This is a genomic window from Pseudomonas sp. LARHCG127, from assembly GCF_052871455.1.
This window is the reverse complement of record NZ_JBIXJT010000015.1, coordinates 123,181-142,491: the sequence shown is the minus strand read 5'-3', so window position 1 is coordinate 142,491 and position 19,311 is coordinate 123,181. Positions and strand designations below refer to the sequence as shown.

Below are 19,311 nucleotides of genomic sequence, written 5' to 3'. Positions count from 1 at the left end.
GACCTTTTTTCGATCCAGGCGACACGTACCGCTGCCGCCCTACCTCACCTCACCTCACCTCACCTCACCTCACCTCACCTCACCTCACCTCACCTCAACAATATCCAACGCCCGATTCGCCAACAGCTCACTCACCTCAATCACCTGCAAAATCCCCATCGCAACACGCCGCCTTGACCCATCCAGATCAAACGCCAAATCACTGATCATGGCATTCGCCGAAGCCAGGTTCTCACTGAGATTCGCCAGCAAACACTCAGAATCCACCCCCGGATCAATCCGAAAAATGGAATCGGTCTTGTCAGACGTTTCGCTCTTAGGCTTGGGTTTCAGGTAGTAATCCAACGCTCGCGTAGCCGCGTCATCGATTTTCTTGTTGCGAGCAGACTGAGCACGGGAGACATGCTCGTTCGTATCAGGAGGATTCGGAGTCTCTTTTACCATCGTCTTGCTTCCTGTAGTTGGAGCCATCACCCGCTCGCTGCTAAACGATGGGAGGCAGCTGTACGCAGGTTAGCAGACCGGGGAAACAAGAAACCGGCGCGTCCGGGGACGCCCTGCGCACAGCCACCATCAAGTGCAGGAAGGAGATTCCTGACTGGATGACGCCTTGCACAACCTGTTTCACCACGAGCTGCTAAACCCGATCACTGATGAGCAGTGACAGGTCCCAAACTACCGACGCAACCCCAGGCGCACAAGCCGGCGGATTCTGGCGTAGTTGTAGGCAAAGGCGCAAGGCGCTGTGGCTTGGCGGGCCTTGTCGCTAGTGTCTGTCGGTCTTTACTGACAGGACGTCACTCGACTGGTCCGAGCAGGTGTCCGATGCCGTTCAATTGAGGCTGTCGAAAGATCTGTGGCAAGGCGCTCATGGAAGGGGGCTGCTGCGCAGCCCAGCGGGAGCAAGCTCCCTCGCCACGGGGTTTGGTGTTTACCCAGTGAGCAACGTGGTGCTAGGCGTCTTCGCCCTTCTCTGCCGATTCAGCGCTGTGCACCACCACCAACAACTGCGCCTGAACATCCCCCACCGAGCGCAGGCGATGGGGTTTTTGCGCGTTGAAATGCAACGCATCGCCGCGATTCAACACGACGCGCTCGTTCATGAAGTCCACTTCCACCTGGCCTTCGTGAACGAACAGGAACTCCTCGCCCGTGTGTTCCTTGAACGCATGATGCGCGGCGAATTCGGCCGGGGGGTAGAGGATGAAGGGCAGCAAGGTTCGCTCGGAAACCTGGTGAGCCAACACGGCGTATTCAGCGCTGCCAGGGTTCGCCGCCAGGGATTGGCGGTCTTCACAGCGCACCAGGCTGTAGCTGTCGAGCGAGACGTTTTCCTCGGAGAACAACTCCTCGACTTTCACGTTCAACGCCTTGGACAGCTTGAGCGCCGTGGCGATGGAGGGCGTGCTCAGACCCCGTTCCACCTTGGACAGGTAGCTCTTGGTCATCCCGGTTTTTTCAGCCAGGACGTCCAGCGTCACACCGAGTTTTTTTCTGAGCAATTTCAAGCGAATGGACATAGGTAACCCACATTTCCAGGGAAACGGACAATCTGCGATTGCAAATGACACTTTGTGTCATATAGCCTATTTAGTGTCATTAGCACCTTCATCCCACCGCTTCCATGACGCGGATCAAGAACGGTCAAAGAACGAATCAGGAGAACTGACATGAGCAAGACACTGGCGACGCCCAAGGACCAATTGGTCCAGCACGCTGTAAACCAGATGCAGAAATCACTGCCGGATAATACGTGGACTGTGCGACAAAAGCTGGCCCTGACCTGTCGCATCTTGTTCGAGAACGGTCACGACTCCGGCCTCGCCGGGCAGATTACCGCGCGCGGGCCGCAGCCTGGCACTTACTACACCCAGCAACTGGGCCTGGGGTTTGACGAGATCACCGCCGGCAACCTGCTGTTGATCAACGAAGACCTTGAGGTCCTGGAGGGACACGGCATTCCCAACCCGGCCAACCGGTTTCACACCTGGGTCTACCGCGCCCGGCCGGATGTGAATTGCATCATCCACACCCACCCGACCCACATCGCCGCGCTGTCGATGCTGGAAGTGCCGCTGCAGATTTCCCACATGGACCTCTGCCCGTTGTACGAAGACTGCGCGTTCCTGGAAGGCTGGCCGGGCGTGCCCGTGGGCAACGAGGAAGGCGAATTGATCGCCGGCGCCCTGGGTGACAAGCGAGCGATTCTGCTTTCCCACCACGGTCAATTGTCCACCGGCGAGACCGTGGAAGAAGCCTGCAACATCGCCCAATTGATCGAGCGCGCCGCGAAGCTGCAATTGCTCGCCATGGCCGCCGGCGAGGTGAAGCCGATCCTGCCGCACCTGGGCCGCGAAGCTCACGACTGGATCGCCCGTCCCAAGCGTCACGCGGCCGCCTTCAACTATTACGCCCGGCAGAACCTGCGCCAACACGCCGATTGCCTGAACTGAACCCAATAGGAGCGACGCCATGTCTACCCCCAACATCCACGGCATCATCGGTTACACCATCACGCCCTTTTCCGCCGACGGCCAAGGCTTGGACCTGGACGCATTGGGGCGGTCCATCGACCGCCTGATCGACAGCGGCGTGCATGCCATCGCGCCCTTGGGCAGCACCGGCGAAGGCGCTTACCTGAGCGACGCGGAGTGGGACCAGGTCAGCGAGTTCAGCATCGCCCACGTCGCCGGCCGGGTGCCGACCGTGGTCAGCGTGTCTGACTTGACCACCGCCAAAGCGGTGCGCCGCGCGCGTTTTGCCCAGGATCACGGCGCCGATGTGGTGATGGTCTTACCGGCTTCCTACTGGAAACTGAGCGAGGCGGAAATCCTCAGGCACTACCAGACCATCGGCGCCAGCATCGATGTGCCGATCATGCTTTACAACAACCCGGCCACCAGCGGCATCGACATGTCCGTGGACTTGATCCTGCGAATTTTCAACGCGGTGGATAACGTCACCATGGTCAAGGAAAGCACCGGCGACATCCAGCGCATGCACAAGCTGCAACTGCTGGGCGAAGGCCAGGTGCCGTTCTACAACGGCTGTAATCCACTGGCGCTGGAAGCCTTCGCGGCCGGTGCCAAGGGCTGGTGCACCGCCGCGCCTAACCTCATCCCGCAACTCAATCTCGACCTGTACGCGGCAGTGTTGGCCAACGACCTGAGCAAAGCCCGGGCGCTGTTCTATCGTCAATTGCCACTGCTGGATTTCATCCTCAAGGGCGGCTTGCCCGCTACCATCAAGGCTGGTCTGCGCACCCTCGGCCTGGAGGTCGGCGACCCGCGCTTGCCGGTGTTTCCGCTCGACGAGTCGGGGAATGACCGGTTGCAAGCGATGCTGAAGCAACTGCTCTGATTCGCCCTGCCCTGCGGCCCGGCGGGTGGCGACTCAAAACGTCAACCTGTCGGTCGCTTCACTTCATTCTCAAACTGCAAGACTGCGAGGCGTGAGATGGACACCTATAAACCGCTGCACTGCGACCTGCACGACTACCTGGAGATTGCCTGTCTGTGCGGCTATACGCTGGACATCGAACTGACTGACGGCCAACGCGTGACGGCTCGGGCGATTACTACGCGGACCGCTTCCACGCGGGAAGAGTTTCTCGAAATCGAAACGGCGGACGGTCGTCAGGAGATTCGTCTTGACCGTTTATTGGCGATTACGCCGTTGGATAAGAACGCCAGGTTTGGGCGGGTTGTGTTGATGGTGGGTGACCAGGTTAGTCAGTGAAATGGATCTGCTGACTGACGCACCGCTATCGCGAGCAGGCTCGCTCCCACAAGGGACTGTTGCGCCTGGGACTCAACGGGCATCCAGTTATTCTCGTGGCTAGGTAGCTTGCTCCTGCCGGGCTGCGCAGCATCCCTAATCATTCAGGCAGTAGTGGGGCAGAGGCTTTGTTTCATCAAGCTATTTGCGAGGTCCTTTTGCTTTCAGCTTTTGTCACTTTCTTGCCCTTGTGCTCAGACTCCCATCCTTTACAAGCCAGGGCCACATGCTTGGGAATCATTGAGGTCCCACTGCTGTAAGCGGTAATAGTGCGACGGGTAAAGCCCAGCTCCTGCGCGGCGGTGGTCAACGAGAGTTTGTTGGCAGCCATCCAGCGTTTGAAGGCCTGGGTCGGCATCACCTCACCGGCTTGCTCCAGCGCCAACCGATGCAAAGTGACGGCCGCCAGTTCCAGGTCATCCCCCCAGCTCACATCGAAGCCCCATTCTCCCACTTGGGCGGTGCCGAACAACGACAGGTCTTCCAGGGGCTTGAGCACCGGGAATTGTCGGATGTACTCCCGCAGGTCAACGTCGTAGCGCTTACCGTTGGCAAACTCCACCTGCAAGGCATGTTTACCGGGGACAGGCTTCACGCTGCTGATTCTGGCTTTGCTGATCATGGGTCAGCTCCTCCGATTCTGTTCGTTCCACACACGCTGCAGGTCAGCCGTATGTTCTGCCGCCCACGCCAAGGCGGCTTTCAGGGATTTAGAGTTGGCCCCTTTACCAAGCACCTTGAGCCCGTCGATCTCTACCAGTGACTCACCATCGGGCGTTTGCACATGAAAATGCGGCGGCGCATGATCGTCCGGGTAGATTTTTATTTTCCAGTTACGGTCGCTGTGTACGGTAGCCATGCCAGGCATGCTAGGGAATTTTTTTCTCTAGCACAAGGTCAGGCGTCAGATGCTGAGCGTGACCCCTTTTCCCGCTAAAGCGCGATTAGCAGTCGTTTGTCACGGTGATTAATGATCAAGACTTTCCATCACCTTCTCCGAACAATCCCATCCCCTTTTCGCACGCCCAAGAACTCAAGAAAAAACGCCCACTCGAATTTCCTACGCACACGCACAAACGCATCAGCCACCTTATCGATTTCGGATCTCGCCCCCTCTGCGCTGTCATAAGTCAGCGCGCAGACTGTTCCATCTGGAAAGAAGACGCTGTAATCATAACGAGGCCCCACCCAAACCCCATCGACCCATCGGCCGCCCACCGATTTTTTGTTGATCACGCAGCCTTTGTAGTTTTCTACGAATTCCATATCGCACCTCACGAAATCAAGCACCGTGATAGCGCGACACGTTTCGAGCGAAATCTCGCGATATCGCCTTCAGCATACGGCCCTCAAAATTTCTCGCGCACCTGTTGGAAATGACAGTAATTAATAACAACTAGCCACAAGTAAGCAGCCGTTAATTCTGTTTGGCTATAAACCCCTCAAAAATTCTTTCCACTCCATCCCTTCCCGCAAAGCCTCCATCCCCTCCAGCAAACGCCCCTCCCACTCCCCGCCTCGATAATGCCCGCTTCACTCACCCAAGCGCTGCAACCGAGCACCCGTGTACCTCCCATGAACCTACGCACCTTCATTCGCAGCTATTGCCTCAACGCCAGGCTCGCCACGAATGCCCTGACCCGCCTGCACAAATCCCTCTCCTCCCTGGCCGCCTATCTGGCCCAGCAAGGCTTCGATTCCAACCTATGGCCGGCCACCCGTGACGAAGCCGCACTGGCCCCTCGTATCAGCACCCTCTGCCCAGAGCTGGCCACCACCGTATTCAGCCACGCCCGCGAGGGCATCATCCTCGTCGACCCCTACGGTCGGGTCATCGCCGTCAACGAAGCCTTCACCCGCCTCACCGGTTACAGCCAGGAAGAGGTGCAGGGCCGCGAGTTGAATGCCCACCGCATGGTCCGCCGCCTCACCGCTTTTTACGCGCCGATGAAGAATGCCCTGGACTTCCACGGCCACTGGTCCGGCGAAATCCAAAGCAACCACAAGGACGGCCGGGAGATGACGTCGCGGATCAGCATCAGCGCGGTGCATGACCGGCACGGCAATGTTCAGCACTACGTGGCGCTGCTCGGCGACATGACGCAGATGAAGCAGCGCTTGCAGTTGCTGGAGCGGGATGCGCGGTATGACGCGCTCACGCAGTTGCCCAATCGGTTGTTGTTGGCCGAGCGGATGCGGCAGGCGTTGGGCAAGGCGCGGATTCATCAGCAGAAGGTGGCGATTGCGTTTATCGACCTGGATGGGTTCAAGGCGTTGAACGACAGTTATGGGCATGACTGGGGGGATCGGGTGTTGCAGATTGTCGCGGCGCGGATCAATGCGACGTTGCGGGAGGGCGATACGTTGGCGCGCCTTGGGGGTGATGAGTTTGTCGCCGGGCTGGTGGGTTTGCAGGCGGTGGAGGACAGCGAGCCGTTGCTCAAGCGGATGTTGGCGGCGGCGAATGCGCCGATTCTGATTGGGGCGCAGACGGTGGAGATCGCGGCGAGTATCGGGGTGGCGTTTTTTCCTGAGCATGGGCAGGAGATCGATGGGTTGATCAGTAAGGCGGATCAGGCGATGTATCTGTCGAAGAAGGCCGGCGGCAATCGCTTGGCGTTTTGTCCGACGCGGTTTATTTCGCTCAATAGCGAAGCCTGACGGTGGTGCCGACGGTGCGTTCGCTGCCGGTCATGACGCCGTAGTCGCCGGCGCCGAGCAGTGAGTAGACGGCGGTGATGTAGTTACGGTCGAACACATTGCGCACCCAGCCTTCCACTTCCCAGGCGCGGTCCTGGCTGCGCAGGCCCAGGCGCAGGTTGGTGAGGCCGTAGCCGGGTTGATAGCTGCCTTCGCCGCCTTCGAGGGTGCCGTAGTAGCCGGTGCGGAAGCTGTAGTCGATGCCGCTGAAGGCTTCCAGGCCGTAGGGCAGCGGGTGGGTGTGGTCGAGGCCGCTGCTGAGGTTCCATTCCGGGGCGTTGTAGAGGCGTTCGCCGCTGAGGTCGCAGGTCCATTGGCCCGAGGCGGGCGGGCACGGGGCGTTGGGGAAACTGCGGTAGCGGGCGTCGCTCCAGGCCACGCCCAGGCGGCCGGTGAGTCGGGGGGTGAGTTGCCAGGCGGAATCGAGTTCGATGCCGCGCAGGCGGACTTTGCCGACGTTGATCAGGTTGTCCCGCAGGGGAGGGGCGAACAGCGAGGTGGGCGGGCTGTAGGTGAGCGCTTGGTAATCGTCGACGTCGGTCTGGTAGACGGCGAGGTTGAGCAAGGCGCGTTCGTCCCAGAAGCGCGTCTTCATGCCCAGTTCCAGGGACGTGGCCCGCTCCGGCTCGAAGGTCGGCGCGGTGAACGGGCCGACCACGTCGAAGTTGATGCCGCCGGCCTTGTAGCCCCGCGACCAACTGACGTAGCCCATCACCGCGTCGGTGAAGCTATAGCTGACGCTGAGCAGGCCGGAGACGTTGTTTTCCTTGATCGAATCTTCGCGGTAATAAGCGCTGCCGAGGGCGATGTCGCGGAGCAGTTGCCCACCGGCCTGGAACACCGGGGGCAAGCCGGTCAGCGGAGCGAGGTTGCTGACGTCGCGGGAGACCCAGCCGTCCTTGCGCTCCTGGCTGTAGCGCAGGCCACCGGTGAATTCCAACGGGTCGATCGGGCGCCAGGAGAGCTGGCCGAAAATGGCGCGGCTGTCGCCCTTCTGTTCGCCGTCGTAACGTTGCCGGGCGCCATCGAGCAGCACCGAAGGCACCTGCCTCGGATCGGCGAGGCTGACGCCGAAGATTTTTTGCAGTGCCTCCAGTTGGTCACCGACGAACCAGGGCGCCGCGTCCGGGCCGAACTCGGCGTCGATCTGCCGGTCGAGTTGTTGGCGCAGGTAATAGAGCCCGGCGACGTAATCGACGGACGAGCCGGCGCTGCCGGACAGCCGCCATTCCTGGCTGAACTGCAGATGACCGAGCTCGGTTTCGGACTCGGCCACCGACAGCGCGGTGCTGTCGCCGTCGCGGCTGGCGTGGTAGTCCCAGTCGCGGTAGGCGGTGATGCTGGTGAAACGCATGGCCTCGTCCAGATCCCAATTCAATTCCAACGACACGCCGTTCTGCAGGGTTCGCGGGCGCCCCGGCGCGTCGATGCGGTTTTCCCGTTGGTAAGGGTCGGGCTCCGCCAGCGGATAGCCAAGGAATTTGGCGCGCTTGCGGGTTTGCTCGCTGTAGTGATTGACCAGCAGGACGTTGCCGGCTTCGTTCTGCTCGGCGTAGTCGGCGATCAGGCGGGCGCTGAAGTCGCTGTTCGGCGTCCACAGCAATTGGCCGCGCAGGCCTTGGCTGTCGGAGTCGCCGAGGCGGCTGCCGTCTTGCAGGTTCTCCACGGCGCCTTCGCTGGCGCCGTCGAATACGTTGAGTCGCCCGGCCAGTACGTCGTCTTGCAACGGCCCGGAAAGCGTCCCGCGATATTCCCGCAGACCGCGCTCACCGTAAGTCGCTTCGAGATTGGCTTCGGGCTGGAAAGTCGGTTGGCGGGTGATGATGTTCAACGCGCCGGCGGTGGTGTTCTTGCCGAACAAAGTGCCTTGGGGCCCGCGCAGGACTTCGATGCGTTCGATGTCCATCAACTCGGTGAACGCCATGCCCTGGCGCGCCTGGTAAACACCGTCGACGTAGGTGCCGACGCTGCCTTCCAGGCCATCGTTGTAGGCGGTGGCGCCGAAGCCGCGCAGGCCGAAGCCGGCGTAACGGGCATCGTGGCCGGAGACCACCAGGCCCGGAACCCGTTGCTGGATGTCTTGCAGTCGATGCAGGCCGGCTTCGTCCAGTTGATCGCCGTAGAGGACGTTGATCGGGATCGGCACGTCTTGCGGGTCTTCTTCGCGGCGGCGAGCGGTGACGGTGGTTTCGTCGAGCGTCAGGGCGCTGGGTGCCTCGAGTCCGGCATCGGCCGAGACCCAGGGCAACGCGCAAAGGCTGCCGAGCAAGAGCAGCCGATAATCCAGACCCGGCATGCTAGAACTCCCGGGCCATTGCGCGATGCACCACCGTGTCCGGGCAAACCAGCGTCTTGATCCGCGCCAGCAATTCGCGGCTGTCGGCGGGCTTGAGCAGTACCGCGTCGAAGGCCAGGTCTTGCGGGTAATTCTCCGGCCTGTGGGGCGGAACCGCTGAATACAGCATCACCGGTAGATCATGCTCACGGTCGCGCACCTGTCGCAGCAGTTCCCAACCGTCCATGCCGGGCATCATCTGGTCGCTGATCAGCAGGTCAATCGGTTGTTCATCCAGACAGGCCAAGGCGTCTTCGCCAGTCGCCGCCATGCTCACGTCGAAACCGTAGCCGGCCAGCAGGTCGTAGAGCCATTCGCTGTTCTGCTCGATGTCGTCCACCAGCAGCACGTGTTTGCCCTGGCCATCGAGCGGCGTGATGTTGTTGTCGACGATGCCGTTTTCCAGGTCGTGTTCCTGGGCGCATTTGAGCTGCAGGCGAAAACTGAAGTGGCTGCCCTGCCCGGTGGCCTGGGGTTCGAGGCGGCTGTCCATGCGTTCCAGCAGTTGCGTGACGATGGACAGGCCCAGGCCGCTGCCCTCGAAGCGCTGGGCATTGCGGCCGCGGCGGAACGGTTGCAGCAGGTGTTCGAATTCCTGTGGGTCGATGCCGATGCCACTGTCGATCACGCTGAAGCGCAGCTCGACGGTGTCGGCGCTCGCTCCGGGGCCTGCGCTCACTTCGAAACGGATCTGGCCGTTGCGGGTGAATTTCGCCGCGTTCGCCAGGAGGTTCATGAGGATCTGCCGGAGGCGTTTGAAATCGGCCTCCACCAGCGGCGGCAGGTCATCCGCCAGCACGGCTTCAAACGTGTTGCCCTGGCGGGCGGCGAGAAAGCCTGCCTCGTCTGCGATCTCCTGCAGGAAGCCGTACAAATAGTCCGGCGCAAGGGTCAGTTGCATCTGCTCGAGTTCGCCACGGGAGAACTCGAGCATCTCGTCGATCAGTTCCAGTTGCTGGCGGGCGTTGCGCTCGATCGTCGCTTGATAGTCGCGGTTGGGCCCGGCATGCAGAAGACGCGCGTAGTCGATGATGCGCACCAGCGGCGAGCGCAGGTCGTGGCTGATGCGCGCCATCAATGCACTGCGGGCCGCGAGGGAGTCGCGCAGCTGCGAGGTGCGCAGGGCCACGGTGCTTTCCAGGCGTTCGTGCTCGGCTTGGCGTTGTTGTTCGAGGGTGGACAGGGCGTGTTTTTCACGGTTGCGGCTGCGGGCGACTTCCATGATCAAAGTGCACACCAGAAACGCCACGCCCGGCAAGGTGGACGACAGGCTGTATTTGCTTTCCGGCGTTTGCCAGGGCAGTTGTTCTTGCGGGAAGAAAATCCGCATCAGCAGTTGCCCAAGCAGTAGCGCCGGAACCAGCCAGGCCATCCAGTTGTAGCTCAGGCGTGCGCGCCAGGCCATGAACAGCGTGGCGAGCAGTACGCCATAGAAACTGAACAGGGACATCTGGACAATTTGCGCGCCCTGGACCGGATCGATTTTCAGCCACCAGAGTCGGCCGAAAATACAGCCCAGCAGCGGCACCCAATAGCTCCAGCCAATGATTATGGGCAATCGGGCAACCTGCAACAGCACGCGGAAGTAGGCCAGGAACAGCACGAACGAGAATGCGCTGGCGCAGGTCAGCAGCTCGCGTGTCCAACCCAGCGCCGAGGGCCAGTAGATCAGGTAGCCGTTGAGGATACAGGTCAGCAGGATATAGCTCAGGACCGCGCCGGCGTTCACGGTGAGCAGTCGAGAGCGCAGGATCCAGCCGACGATCAGGCCGAACGGCACCACCAGCAGGACAATGCCGAGGCTGAGTCCGTCGCTCAGGTAGGTCTGTTGCTGACTGCGCAGCAACGCCGGTTCGGACCACAGTTCCGGCTCCAGCAACATCTGGAAGTGGCTGGCCACGCGGACGAATACCGTGGTGCTCTCCCCCGCCGCCAGCGAGACCGGGAACGCCGGCTGACGCGCCGCTGGCTGGAGCCATTCGACCAAGGGATAGGCAGCTCCACCGTGGGCAACCCGTCCCGGTTGGTAGACGCGGATGTCTTCCAGGCGCGGCGCGCCGATCACCAACAAGCGCGAACACGCCGCAGTGCTTGAGTTAGTCAGTTGTAATTTCAGCCAGAAGGTAGAGCGGCTGTAACCCTGCGTCGGCCAGCTTGGGGTCGCGGCCTTGAAATCGGTGTCAGGCCGTTGAGCGATTTGTTCCAGGCTCAGGTGTGCCTGGGTGTCCTCGACAATCTGCGCCACCGGCATCAGGTTCAGATAGTCGGTGCGGCAGATATCCACAGGCGCCGCACGCGCCAGGCCTGTGGATAACAACGCTATCGTCAGCCATAAAAACTGTAGAAGCCGCATCACGCGCGTCCGGCCGACTCGGTTTCGGCAATGCCCAGGGCTTGCTGGCGAAACTGGCTGGGGGTCATGCCGATTCGCTGGCGGAAGGCGGTGGTGAAGTTGCAGGCGTTGCGGAAACCCACCAGTTCGGCGACGTCCTGCACGCTCATGGCGCTTTCGCAGAGCAAGTCCTGGCCGCGCCGCAGTCGGGCATCGCGAATGTAGGCAAACACGGTCATTCCCAGGTGCTCGCGAAAAATCGCGGTGAGGCGTTTTTCGTGGGTGCCGACTTTTTGCGCGAGCAGGCCCAGGGACGGCATGTCGTCCAGCTGGTTTTCTATCAGTCGCATCGCCGCGCGCAGCACGATCTCATCGCCTTGCGGCTCCGGATCGGCGGGGCTTTCATGGACGGCCGGTGGCGCGCGCCAGGTCAATTGCAGGTGGATCTTGATGCGCGCCAGCACTTCTTCGGGGGCGCAGGATTTGGGGATGTAGTCCACCGCGCCCACGGTCAGCCCTTCCAATCGCTCTAACGAGGTGTTGGCCGAGGACAGGAACAGGATCGGCGTGTGCCGGGTGGCCGGTGCCTCGCGCAGTAGCCGACACAGGCTGAAGCCGTCCATTTGCGGCATGTGCACGTCCAGGACGATGAGGTCCGGGCGCAGGGCCAGTGCGCGGTGATAGCCCTGGTGGGCATCACTGGCCAGGGAAATGCGCCAGGGTTGCGCCTTGAGCAGGACAAGCGTTGCGCGGATATCCTCCGGGACATCGTCGATCAGCAGAATATGCGGCGATTCGGACGCCGCCGCCGCGCTTGCGTCCATAGCCGTGCGCCTTTCGTATCGTCCGTCGTCCATTCGCTACGTTCTCTTAATCGTGCGTTTGCCAATTAATTGCCGGAAAGCAACGGTATCGCAACGCAAAAATCGATGGATCGGTAAAAATCGTTACACCAATAGCGGCAGGTCCGGCGAAGACTTGAAGATGCCGAATTGTCCATGACCGCTATGCTGAGGCGATCCTACTCCGACAGGCAGGCTTTGATGATCCAATGCAAACGCGCCTATGAAACCGCCAGCGCCGAGGATGGCGCACGGGTTTTGGTGGACCGCTTGTGGCCGCGTAATTGCCCCAAGGACGCGTTGGCGATTGCTGAGTGGTTGCCGGAGGTTGGGCCTTCCCATGAGTTACGCAAGGCATTCAAGGCGGGGGCGCTTTCATTTGCCGAGTTCAGCGTGGCCTATCGGCGGGAGCTGGCGGCGCGGCCGGAGCATTGGTGGAAGCTGGTGGATGTGGCACAGGGTGGGATGCTGACGTTGGTGTATGCGGCCAAGTCGCCAGTCGAGAACAATGCGGTGGTGTTGGCGCAGTGGTTGGAGGATGAGGTGGAGAAGCGGGCCGAGGGGAGTTCGTCGGTTTGTTATTTAGGTGATTTTCCAGAATTTTGAAAATACCTGTGGGAGCGAGCTTGCTCGCGATGGCGGTCAACCAGTCGCCATCGATGTTGCCTGGCCTGCCCCTATCGCGAGCAAGCTCGCTCCCACAGTGGTCTGTGCCCGGCCAGTCGACCGTTCCCCACGCTTCTGCGGGAACTTCAGTCGCTTTGGGGCTGCTGCGCAGCCCAGCGGGAGCAAGCTCCCTCGCCACGGTTGTTTTGAGCATCGCCGAGGAGGGACAGCTTCATTCAGCAAGTCGCTCAGTCAGGGCTTCAAGGCATCACATTGAGCACGCAGGTCGCTGTTGGAGATCGCGCTGCAGCTGCCACTGCCGCTCTTGGCATAGCAGTAACGACGCTGGTCGTCGTCGTTTATGCTGGCGCAACTGCCGCTGCCAGTCTCGGCCTCGCAGGCGTGACGCAGGTCGTTGCTGGAGATCGCGCTGCAGCTGCCACTGCCGCTCTTGGCATAGCAGTAACGACGCTGGTCGTCGTCGTTTATGCTGGCGCAACTGCCGCTGCCAGTCTCGGCCTCGCAGGCGTGACGCAGGTCGTTGCTGGAGATCGCGCTGCAGCTGCCACTGCCGTTCTTGGCATAGCAGTAACGACGCTGGTCGTCGTCGTTTATGTTGGCGCAGTTGGCAAAGGCATAACCGCTAAGCATCCACAGCACCACAAAAATAACTCTCATCACTCTCTTCCCTGATTGACCGGAACAGGCCGGCGCTGGTTTGCCCAACTGGGCATGCGCAGTTTAGAGCGCAGGCTGGGGGGATGGAAGAGTCTGAATAGACGGCGCTCACGCTGTCTCAGTGCCTGCGTTTGAGCATCGGCAGTGGACCGCAATGCTGGATGAGTTTGGGGGCTGCTACGCAGCCCAGCGGGGCGGTGCGACGTTTCGCTAAATCCCCTCGCCACACTGGGTGGCTTGCTTGGGCGGGGTGCTGTGGCTGAGGAACGGCTAAGATGGCGCAAGTAAAATCACAGGGGAAGGCAGGCGTGATGGCAGCTCGTTTTGATCCATTGGTTCATATCGATTGGAAAACACCGGGCAGCGACGTGCTCGGGCTGTTGCAGCACTACTATCCCGACATCGGTGTGTTTGCCGGGCCGGGGTTCGAGGCGTTGTTGGATGAGCTGTCCAACGAGATGCCCGAGGTCTGCTTCGAGGCGCTGGCGCCGCTGTTGGCGGCTCAGGGGTTTGACTTGTGGAACCTGGACGCCGGTGGCGATGATTATCGGCCGGTGGTTTTCCCCTCGGACCAGCGCGAGGCGTTTGCCAGGCATTGGCAAAGCTCGCAGGGGGAGCCGAGGTTCACGGCGACGTTGATCGAGCCCCCTGCGGTGAAAGCGCGCAAACCGGCCAAACCCAAGCGCGGCAAGGTGAAGTGGCTGCAGGAAGTCCATGACTACCCCGGCGACACCTATGTGCATGAGGACAACTACCGCAACGGTTGGGCCGCGATCACCGAGCAGGACGAAGACCAGTGGTTGTGCTTCCTGATCGATTACAACCAGTGGCCGCCCGCCGAGCAGGACATGCTCGAACACCGCACCGATGGCGTGGACGGCGCAGACTTGCAGCTCATCGACGCCGATGCCCAGCGCAGCCTGTGGAAACGTCGGGTCGTGTGTGGCGATTACAGCAGGGACGACCGCTACCAATACGAAATTCGGCAAGGCAATGAGATCGCGGCGTTCGGCCCTGCCGGGGTGCAATGGCCAGAATTTGAACAACCCTGTGTGGTGGTGGACTCGGAGGTGTTCGAACGCCAGCGCCTCTACGAACCCGAGCATCTGACCCGGATCTGGCGGATCACGGCGGACAGCAGCGAGGTGATTTTCGAATGCGCCGATGAACTGACGATCCTGCCCATCGGCCCTCGCCGCTTGCTGTTCATGCAGCACAACGGCCCGAAGTGCTGGGTCTGGCACCAAGACCCGCCGCACCAGGCCGTCGTCGCCAAACGGATGCCCGCTGAAGCCTACAAGTTGCGCGCATCAACCGTTTACCTGGGGGGCGACGAGATCCTGTTGTTCAGCGAAGGCGCGCGGCAGAACGCTGAGCATGCGGGTTATCAGGACACCGTGCTGCTGGCGTGGCGCTTCAACTTCATGACCGGGGCCAAGACCAAGGCGATGCTGGACGGTTTCGGCAGTGAACTGCGCCAGGACACGCGCCTGCTCGTCACCCAGCCCAAGCAAGTCATTACGTTGCGCACGTTTCATGGGCAACTGCATGTTTCGCGAGGGCACGGCGATTGGTGGGTCTGGACTTACCGCGCCAATACCTTCGGCACCCACACGCTGGCGTGGTTCTGGAACCAGGGCAGCAATGAGGTGGTGAAGCTGTCGACCAAGGATATTGTGCGGGTCAAGCCGCAGGTTCGTTATGTGCCGGGGCAGGATCGGTATCTGGCGTTCGAGACGGCGTTTGTGGCGCGGTTGCCGGCGTTTGGCGAGATGGTTGAGGCCAAGGGGAGTGAGGTTTTGGATTTCCAGTAAGGCGATTTCGTTACATGGAGACACTTCCAAAGCATGGCGCTTTTGTGGCGAGGGAGCTTGCTCCCGCTCGGCTGCGCCGTAGGAGCTGTGTAGGAGCTGTCGAGTGCAACGAGGCTGCGATCTTGTCCCACACAATTGAGTCTGGAGTGAAAGATCAAGATCAAAAGATCGCAGCCTTCGGCAGCTCCTACACACAGCCCAGCGGGAGCAAGCTCCCTCGCCACAGGGGCAGGGCTCAAACGCTCAGCACGCCGCGAAACCCTCGCGCCGCGTAATACGACTGCACACCGTTGTGGTAGATGAACACCCGGCCATAGCGGTAGTCACCAAAAATCGCCCCATCGAGGGCGCGAAGCGCTGGAGAGGTTGCCAGCCAACTGGACGTCTTGGCATCGAACTCACCGAGGGTTTGCAGGGCCCGATACTGGTCTTCCGTCAGCAGGGCGATGCCCATCGCTTCGGCCATTTCGATGGCGCTGCCTTTGGGCTTGTTCTCCTTGCGCGCATCCAGGGCCGCGCGGTCGTAGCAGAGGCTTCGGCGCCCGGTTGGGCTTTCCTTGGCGCAATCGCAGAAGGTGACAGTGCCGGTCTTTGGGTCGAGGCCGATCACATCGGGTTCGCCGCCGGTGGCTTCCATGGCTTGGAGGGACTTCAGGGCGTTGGGGTTGGCTTCGAGCCGGGTCTGAACGTCGGCCCAGGGAATGTCTGGGTGGCGGTTCAGGTTTTTTTCGAAGCGGGTTTTCAGGGTTTGGATAAGGCTTTCTTGTTCTTGTTTTTTCATGGCTCGGAGTCCCTGGCTGGCCGATTGAATGTGCACGCTCTAATCACCGTTTCCGGCGAAATTTCATATCAGGTATTTCAATTTAGCCTCGGCGACTGTCATCTCTGACAATAGCCACGCAGCGCCTTGAGCTCTTAATCTGCTGCAGCTTTTCAAGCAAGCGCAAGCATTCCTTGGGGGTTAACAAGACGCTCATGGTGACTACACAACAGGAAAAGTGAAGCACATCTACTGCCAATGAAACGGCGTGAATCATGAAAATTCGTGATGGCTTCATGCTTATGCCATTCCCCTATCAGGTTTTTTGCACGGTATCAGAAGCCCTGATAGCGTGTGGGATCCTGGGGCAATACCCGATGCGACACTGAGCACATGAGGCCTGTATGAAGAACTTCACGATTCAACGTATCGACCACATCGTCCTGCGCGTGAAAGACCTTGAGCGCAGCCTGGCTTTTTATACGTCGGTGCTCGGTTGCGAGCTCAAGAAGCGTCGGGACGATCTTGGCATGCTTCATCTGGGCACCGGTGTTTCGATGATTGACCTGGTGGCTGTGGACGGGCCTCTTGGTCGCCAGGGTGGGCCGGCGGCGGGTAAGCAGGGGCATAATGTCGATCACCTCTGCCTGCGTATCGAGCCGTTTGATGAGCCCGCCCTCCTGGCTCATTTGAACTCAGCCGGCCTGACCGTTGAGAAAGCGCAGATGCGCTACGGTGCGGAGGGCAAAGGCTGGTCGATCTATTGCTTTGATCCGGATGGCAACCAGATCGAGTTGAAGGGCCCGGCGTTGGAGCCCTGAGCTTCAACTGGGTGCTGTGATCAAAAAACTGTGGGAGCAAAGCTTGCTCAAGATAGCGGTCTGTCTGGGCCGGTGATGTTGGATATGCGGCCGTCTTCGCGAGCAAGCTCGCTCCCACAGGATCTGCGGTGGGGGTTATTGCGTTGTCAACTCCACCGCACCCTCGACCCGCTGCTGCATGTTGATCAAATGCAACCGCATCGACGCCCGCGCGGCTTCCCCGTCATGCCGCGCCAACGCCGCGTAGATCTGCTCCCGCTCACGCACCACCAGCGCCCGACTTTCGCCCGTCACCGCCGGTCCGGCCTGTTGCACGACGGCGATCAGCGTATTGCCCACATGGGCCATGGCGTCGATGAAAAAGCTGTTGCCGGTGCACTGGGCGATTTGCCGGTGAAATTCGAAATCGAGCCGTGCGCTTTCGTCATCCGTTGGGTCAACGGCATTCGATGCGTCGAGCATTTCGCGCATCGCCTGCAACTGCTCCGGCGTGGCGCGTTGGGCGGCGATGCCGGCGGCTTCCACTTCCAGGCTCAGGCGCAGTTCGATGACGGCCAGCGCATCGTAGGCGCCGCCCTTGACGTGTTTGCTGCCCTGGAAATCACCGGGGCGGGCGGTGTCCACCACGAAGGTGCCGATGCCGTGACGGGTTTCCACCAAGCCTTCGGCCTGGAGTCGCGACATGGCTTCGCGGACGACTGTCCGGCTGACGCCGCGTTCCTTGATGATGACTTGTTCGGTGGGTAACTTGCTGCCTGCGGGCAACTCGCCGGCCAGTATCTGCTGCGTCAGGTCGACCACCAGTTGCTGGGTCATGCTCAGGCGTCGATCGGGTGTGACACGGTCCATTGCACCTTTCCATTAAAGCCAGACGATCGCGGCATTATAGCCGCGACCTTGCGCCAAAACTCACTATAATGCCCGCTGATCACACTAGAGCACGCCGATGACGGATCAAGCGTTATCTCCATTGAACAAGCCACGCCGCCTCGCCGAAACCCTGGTCGACCGCTTTGCCCAGCGCATGCGCGACGGCATTCTCAAGTGCGGCGAAAAGCTCCCCACCGAAGTGCATATCATGGAGGCCGAAGGCGTCAGTCGTTCGGTGGTGCGTGAAGCGCTGTCGCGGTTGCAGGCGGCGGGGCTGGTGGAGACGCGCCATGGCGTCGGCACTTTTGTCCTCGACATGCCGGCACCAGAGGGCTTCACCTTGGGGCCGGCGACCATTGCGACGTTGTCGGATGTGCTCAACCTGTTGGAGTTTCGCCTGAGCCTGGAAGTCCAGGCCGCGGGCATGGCGGCCCAGCGCGCAACCCCCGAAGCCCTGGCGGAACTGGCCCAGGCGCTGGAGGCGTTGCTGCAAGGGCCGGAAAAGTCCGGTACCACCATCAATGCCGACTTCCAGTTCCATCTGAAAATCGCCAAGGCCGCCGGCAATTACTACCTGATCGACATCATGAAGCACTTGGGCACGAAGCTGATCCCACGTACCCGCATGAACTCCGCCTATTCCGGGCAAAGTGACCGCAGTGCTTACCTGCAAGGGATCAACGCCGAACACCAGCAGATCTTCGACGCCATCGCCAGCGGCAATGTCGACGCGGCGCGGGCGGCCATGTACCTGCACCTAAGCAACAGCCGCATGCGTTTGTGCGAAACCCAGCAGCGCCAGGCCTTTTACAACGAATAAGCGCCCATTGCCCCCTGTGGCGTGGGAGCTTGCTCCCGCTTGGGCGCGAAGCGCCCACAAAGAAGGACTGCTGCGCAGCCCAGCGGGAGCAAGCTCCCTCGCCACAGGTTCATCTATTCCTTGAATCAGCAGTGCTGTCTGTAGGCCCGCTCCACAACTCAGAAAAAGTTGTATTGAATACCCACCCGCAGGCGCAGTTGGCGATCATTGTCGACGGAGTTGACTTTGATATCACCCACTTCAAAAAACGGCGCCCAGCGTTTGTCCCATTTGTACTTGACCACGGCATTCTGCTCATAGTCGTCGGTGCCGCCGTTATAACGGATGTAGTTGGCATCGAAGTACGTCAGTTGATATTCATACGCCCACGGCCCTTGGTTGGCGTAGTTGATGTACACGTCGTAGCGATGGATCTTCTGGTCGTCCTGGCCGTTGTCCGGTACGTCACGGTCGATCTTGTCGCGGTCGAGCTTGGAGGAATCGTAACGGTAGCGTCCGGCGATGCTCAGCTCCTTGGTGATCTTGTAGCCCAGGCGCATGCCCATCTTGTAGGTGGTGGATTCCTCATCGCTTTCCATGGCGAACGAGGGCGTCAGTGTCCAGCGATCATCGATCTTGTGCTGGTAGTTGACGGTGAATTCATGGCCGCTGCCAACGGTGTTGTCGAAGGCGACGTCTTCGCGATCACCGGCGGTCTTGTATTTGAGTTCACCTTCCAATCCCACACCGTTGTCCAGCCGCATACCGAACTTGGCGCGGTCGGCGTGCATGCGGGTCTGTTCCGCATACTGGTGGCGTACGTTGATATAACCGGTGTCGGCCACGGCAACAGTGGAAGAGAACAAAGAAGCGAGGGACAGCGCGACGAGTGTCTTTTTCATATTTTTTATTCTTGTTAGTTGAATGATTTAGTTGGGTTGAACGCCAAATCACAGGCGAGCGCGTGCGCGGCATTG

20 protein-coding genes are annotated in these 19,311 nt (G+C 60.6%); 8 read left to right on the top strand and 12 right to left on the bottom strand.

The genetic code is table 11. From position 1 onward, the window contains the following. Positions 1-84 precede the first annotated feature (84 nt). Positions 85-444 (bottom strand): DUF6124 family protein, encoded by a 360-nt coding sequence (locus ACIPQ1_RS23475; protein ID WP_446534849.1) that lies wholly within the window; start codon positions 442-444, stop codon positions 85-87. Positions 445-953: 509 nt separating this feature from the next. Continuing rightward, positions 954-1,520: a helix-turn-helix domain-containing protein gene (locus ACIPQ1_RS23470; RefSeq protein WP_186705385.1), complete on the bottom strand. Its 567-nt coding sequence runs from the start codon at positions 1,518-1,520 to the stop codon at positions 954-956. A 150-nt stretch (positions 1,521-1,670) separates the two neighbouring features. Between ACIPQ1_RS23470 and ACIPQ1_RS23465 the strand changes: the two genes are divergently transcribed. The 3 genes from ACIPQ1_RS23465 to ACIPQ1_RS23455 all read left to right on the top strand — a co-directional run bounded on the left by ACIPQ1_RS23465 (position 1,671) and on the right by ACIPQ1_RS23455 (position 3,738). After that, positions 1,671-2,453, top strand: coding sequence for an aldolase (locus ACIPQ1_RS23465; RefSeq protein ID WP_420764132.1), 783 nt, complete (start codon positions 1,671-1,673; stop codon positions 2,451-2,453). A 19-nt stretch (positions 2,454-2,472) separates the two neighbouring features. Next, entirely contained in the window at positions 2,473-3,360 is an 888-nt protein-coding gene (locus tag ACIPQ1_RS23460; RefSeq protein WP_446534848.1) for a dihydrodipicolinate synthase family protein, read from the top strand. 96 nt (positions 3,361-3,456) lie between these two features. Beyond that, positions 3,457-3,738 (top strand): Rho-binding antiterminator, encoded by a 282-nt coding sequence (locus tag ACIPQ1_RS23455; RefSeq protein WP_446534847.1) that lies wholly within the window; start codon positions 3,457-3,459, stop codon positions 3,736-3,738. 175 nt (positions 3,739-3,913) lie between these two features. On the opposite strand, the gene ACIPQ1_RS23450 is transcribed toward ACIPQ1_RS23455, so the two are convergent. The 3 genes from ACIPQ1_RS23450 to ACIPQ1_RS23440 form a co-directional block, all read right to left on the bottom strand. After that, positions 3,914-4,399 carry a DUF2442 domain-containing protein gene (locus ACIPQ1_RS23450; RefSeq protein ID WP_434705037.1) on the bottom strand — a complete coding sequence of 162 codons (486 nt, stop codon included), beginning with the start codon at positions 4,397-4,399 and terminating at the stop codon, positions 3,914-3,916. Between the two features lie 3 nt (positions 4,400-4,402). Continuing rightward, complete coding sequence (locus ACIPQ1_RS23445; protein ID WP_250965270.1) at positions 4,403-4,636, bottom strand: DUF4160 domain-containing protein; 234 nt, start codon at positions 4,634-4,636, stop codon at positions 4,403-4,405. 128 nt (positions 4,637-4,764) lie between these two features. Continuing rightward, entirely contained in the window at positions 4,765-5,043 is a 279-nt protein-coding gene (locus tag ACIPQ1_RS23440; RefSeq protein ID WP_446534846.1) for a hypothetical protein, read from the bottom strand. Between the two features lie 309 nt (positions 5,044-5,352). On the opposite strand from ACIPQ1_RS23440, the gene ACIPQ1_RS23435 reads away from it, so the two are divergent. Further along, positions 5,353-6,438 (top strand): diguanylate cyclase domain-containing protein, encoded by a 1,086-nt coding sequence (locus tag ACIPQ1_RS23435; RefSeq protein WP_446534845.1) that lies wholly within the window; start codon positions 5,353-5,355, stop codon positions 6,436-6,438. Here ACIPQ1_RS23435 and ACIPQ1_RS23430 read toward each other — a convergent pair. The 3 genes from ACIPQ1_RS23430 to ACIPQ1_RS23420 are packed head-to-tail and all read right to left on the bottom strand — an operon-like array spanning position 6,422 to position 11,968. Then, a complete protein-coding gene (locus ACIPQ1_RS23430) occupies positions 6,422-8,773 on the bottom strand; it encodes a TonB-dependent receptor (protein ID WP_446534844.1) in 2,352 nt (783 codons plus the stop codon). The genes ACIPQ1_RS23435 and ACIPQ1_RS23430 overlap by 17 nt on opposite strands. A 1-nt stretch (position 8,774) precedes the next feature. Next, positions 8,775-11,165 (bottom strand): 7TM-DISM domain-containing protein, encoded by a 2,391-nt coding sequence (locus tag ACIPQ1_RS23425; protein ID WP_446534843.1) that lies wholly within the window; start codon positions 11,163-11,165, stop codon positions 8,775-8,777. After that, a complete protein-coding gene (locus ACIPQ1_RS23420) occupies positions 11,165-11,968 on the bottom strand; it encodes a response regulator transcription factor (protein WP_446534842.1) in 804 nt (267 codons plus the stop codon). The genes ACIPQ1_RS23425 and ACIPQ1_RS23420 overlap by 1 nt, the downstream gene beginning before the upstream one ends. Before the next feature lie 219 nt (positions 11,969-12,187). On the opposite strand from ACIPQ1_RS23420, the gene ACIPQ1_RS23415 reads away from it, so the two are divergent. Further along, positions 12,188-12,592 (top strand): DUF488 domain-containing protein, encoded by a 405-nt coding sequence (locus ACIPQ1_RS23415; protein ID WP_446534863.1) that lies wholly within the window; start codon positions 12,188-12,190, stop codon positions 12,590-12,592. Between the two features lie 252 nt (positions 12,593-12,844). On the opposite strand, the gene ACIPQ1_RS23410 is transcribed toward ACIPQ1_RS23415, so the two are convergent. Further along, entirely contained in the window at positions 12,845-13,270 is a 426-nt protein-coding gene (locus ACIPQ1_RS23410) for a hypothetical protein (RefSeq protein ID WP_250965276.1), read from the bottom strand. 311 nt (positions 13,271-13,581) lie between these two features. Here ACIPQ1_RS23410 and ACIPQ1_RS23405 point away from each other — a divergent pair, with 311 nt between their 5' ends. After that, positions 13,582-15,084 (top strand): hypothetical protein, encoded by a 1,503-nt coding sequence (locus ACIPQ1_RS23405; protein WP_446534841.1) that lies wholly within the window; start codon positions 13,582-13,584, stop codon positions 15,082-15,084. Positions 15,085-15,319: 235 nt separating this feature from the next. Here ACIPQ1_RS23405 and ACIPQ1_RS23400 read toward each other — a convergent pair whose 3' ends face one another. Beyond that, positions 15,320-15,865, bottom strand: a complete 546-nt coding sequence (locus ACIPQ1_RS23400) for a DUF4256 domain-containing protein (RefSeq protein ID WP_411386517.1) — start codon at positions 15,863-15,865, stop codon at positions 15,320-15,322. A gap of 383 nt (positions 15,866-16,248) precedes the next feature. On the opposite strand from ACIPQ1_RS23400, the gene ACIPQ1_RS23395 reads away from it, so the two are divergent. Beyond that, the gene (locus tag ACIPQ1_RS23395) at positions 16,249-16,665 is read left to right on the top strand and encodes a VOC family protein (RefSeq protein WP_411386516.1); all 417 of its coding nucleotides are present in this window, start codon (positions 16,249-16,251) and stop codon (positions 16,663-16,665) included. A gap of 135 nt (positions 16,666-16,800) precedes the next feature. Here the strand turns inward: ACIPQ1_RS23395 and ACIPQ1_RS23390 are convergent, their stop codons facing one another. After that, positions 16,801-17,514 carry a FadR/GntR family transcriptional regulator gene (locus tag ACIPQ1_RS23390; protein WP_446534840.1) on the bottom strand — a complete coding sequence of 238 codons (714 nt, stop codon included), beginning with the start codon at positions 17,512-17,514 and terminating at the stop codon, positions 16,801-16,803. 97 nt (positions 17,515-17,611) lie between these two features. Between ACIPQ1_RS23390 and ACIPQ1_RS23385 the strand changes: the two genes are divergently transcribed. Next, the gene (locus tag ACIPQ1_RS23385; protein ID WP_186708942.1) at positions 17,612-18,355 is read left to right on the top strand and encodes a FadR/GntR family transcriptional regulator; all 744 of its coding nucleotides are present in this window, start codon (positions 17,612-17,614) and stop codon (positions 18,353-18,355) included. Between the two features lie 158 nt (positions 18,356-18,513). On the opposite strand, the gene ACIPQ1_RS23380 is transcribed toward ACIPQ1_RS23385, so the two are convergent. Continuing rightward, positions 18,514-19,236 carry an oligogalacturonate-specific porin KdgM family protein gene (locus tag ACIPQ1_RS23380; RefSeq protein ID WP_250965861.1) on the bottom strand — a complete coding sequence of 241 codons (723 nt, stop codon included), beginning with the start codon at positions 19,234-19,236 and terminating at the stop codon, positions 18,514-18,516. Between the last annotated feature and the right edge of the window lie 75 nt (positions 19,237-19,311).

Excerpts from the sequence above, each read along its gene's own strand:
- ACIPQ1_RS23455 (WP_446534847.1), top strand. The coding sequence starts at position 3,457 with ATGGACACCTATAAACCGCTGCACTGCGACCTGCACGACTACCTGGAG.
- ACIPQ1_RS23380 (WP_250965861.1), bottom strand. The coding sequence starts at position 19,236 with ATGAAAAAGACACTCGTCGCGCTGTCCCTCGCTTCTTTGTTCTCTTCC.
- ACIPQ1_RS23395 (WP_411386516.1), top strand. The coding sequence starts at position 16,249 with ATGAAGAACTTCACGATTCAACGTATCGACCACATCGTCCTGCGCGTG.
- ACIPQ1_RS23460 (WP_446534848.1), top strand. The coding sequence starts at position 2,473 with ATGTCTACCCCCAACATCCACGGCATCATCGGTTACACCATCACGCCC.
- ACIPQ1_RS23420 (WP_446534842.1), bottom strand. The coding sequence starts at position 11,968 with ATGGACGCAAGCGCGGCGGCGGCGTCCGAATCGCCGCATATTCTGCTG.
- ACIPQ1_RS23410 (WP_250965276.1), bottom strand. The coding sequence starts at position 13,270 with ATGAGAGTTATTTTTGTGGTGCTGTGGATGCTTAGCGGTTATGCCTTT.
- ACIPQ1_RS23445 (WP_250965270.1), bottom strand. The coding sequence starts at position 4,636 with ATGGCTACCGTACACAGCGACCGTAACTGGAAAATAAAAATCTACCCG.
- ACIPQ1_RS23475 (WP_446534849.1), bottom strand. The coding sequence starts at position 444 with ATGGTAAAAGAGACTCCGAATCCTCCTGATACGAACGAGCATGTCTCC.
- ACIPQ1_RS23400 (WP_411386517.1), bottom strand. The coding sequence starts at position 15,865 with ATGAAAAAACAAGAACAAGAAAGCCTTATCCAAACCCTGAAAACCCGC.
- ACIPQ1_RS23405 (WP_446534841.1), top strand. The coding sequence starts at position 13,582 with ATGGCAGCTCGTTTTGATCCATTGGTTCATATCGATTGGAAAACACCG.
- ACIPQ1_RS23425 (WP_446534843.1), bottom strand. The coding sequence starts at position 11,165 with ATGCGGCTTCTACAGTTTTTATGGCTGACGATAGCGTTGTTATCCACA.
- ACIPQ1_RS23470 (WP_186705385.1), bottom strand. The coding sequence starts at position 1,520 with ATGTCCATTCGCTTGAAATTGCTCAGAAAAAAACTCGGTGTGACGCTG.
- ACIPQ1_RS23415 (WP_446534863.1), top strand. The coding sequence starts at position 12,188 with ATGATCCAATGCAAACGCGCCTATGAAACCGCCAGCGCCGAGGATGGC.
- ACIPQ1_RS23435 (WP_446534845.1), top strand. The coding sequence starts at position 5,353 with ATGAACCTACGCACCTTCATTCGCAGCTATTGCCTCAACGCCAGGCTC.
- ACIPQ1_RS23440 (WP_446534846.1), bottom strand. The coding sequence starts at position 5,043 with ATGGAATTCGTAGAAAACTACAAAGGCTGCGTGATCAACAAAAAATCG.
- ACIPQ1_RS23465 (WP_420764132.1), top strand. The coding sequence starts at position 1,671 with ATGAGCAAGACACTGGCGACGCCCAAGGACCAATTGGTCCAGCACGCT.
- ACIPQ1_RS23390 (WP_446534840.1), bottom strand. The coding sequence starts at position 17,514 with ATGGACCGTGTCACACCCGATCGACGCCTGAGCATGACCCAGCAACTG.
- ACIPQ1_RS23430 (WP_446534844.1), bottom strand. The coding sequence starts at position 8,773 with ATGCCGGGTCTGGATTATCGGCTGCTCTTGCTCGGCAGCCTTTGCGCG.
- ACIPQ1_RS23450 (WP_434705037.1), bottom strand. The coding sequence starts at position 4,399 with ATGATCAGCAAAGCCAGAATCAGCAGCGTGAAGCCTGTCCCCGGTAAA.
- ACIPQ1_RS23385 (WP_186708942.1), top strand. The coding sequence starts at position 17,612 with ATGACGGATCAAGCGTTATCTCCATTGAACAAGCCACGCCGCCTCGCC.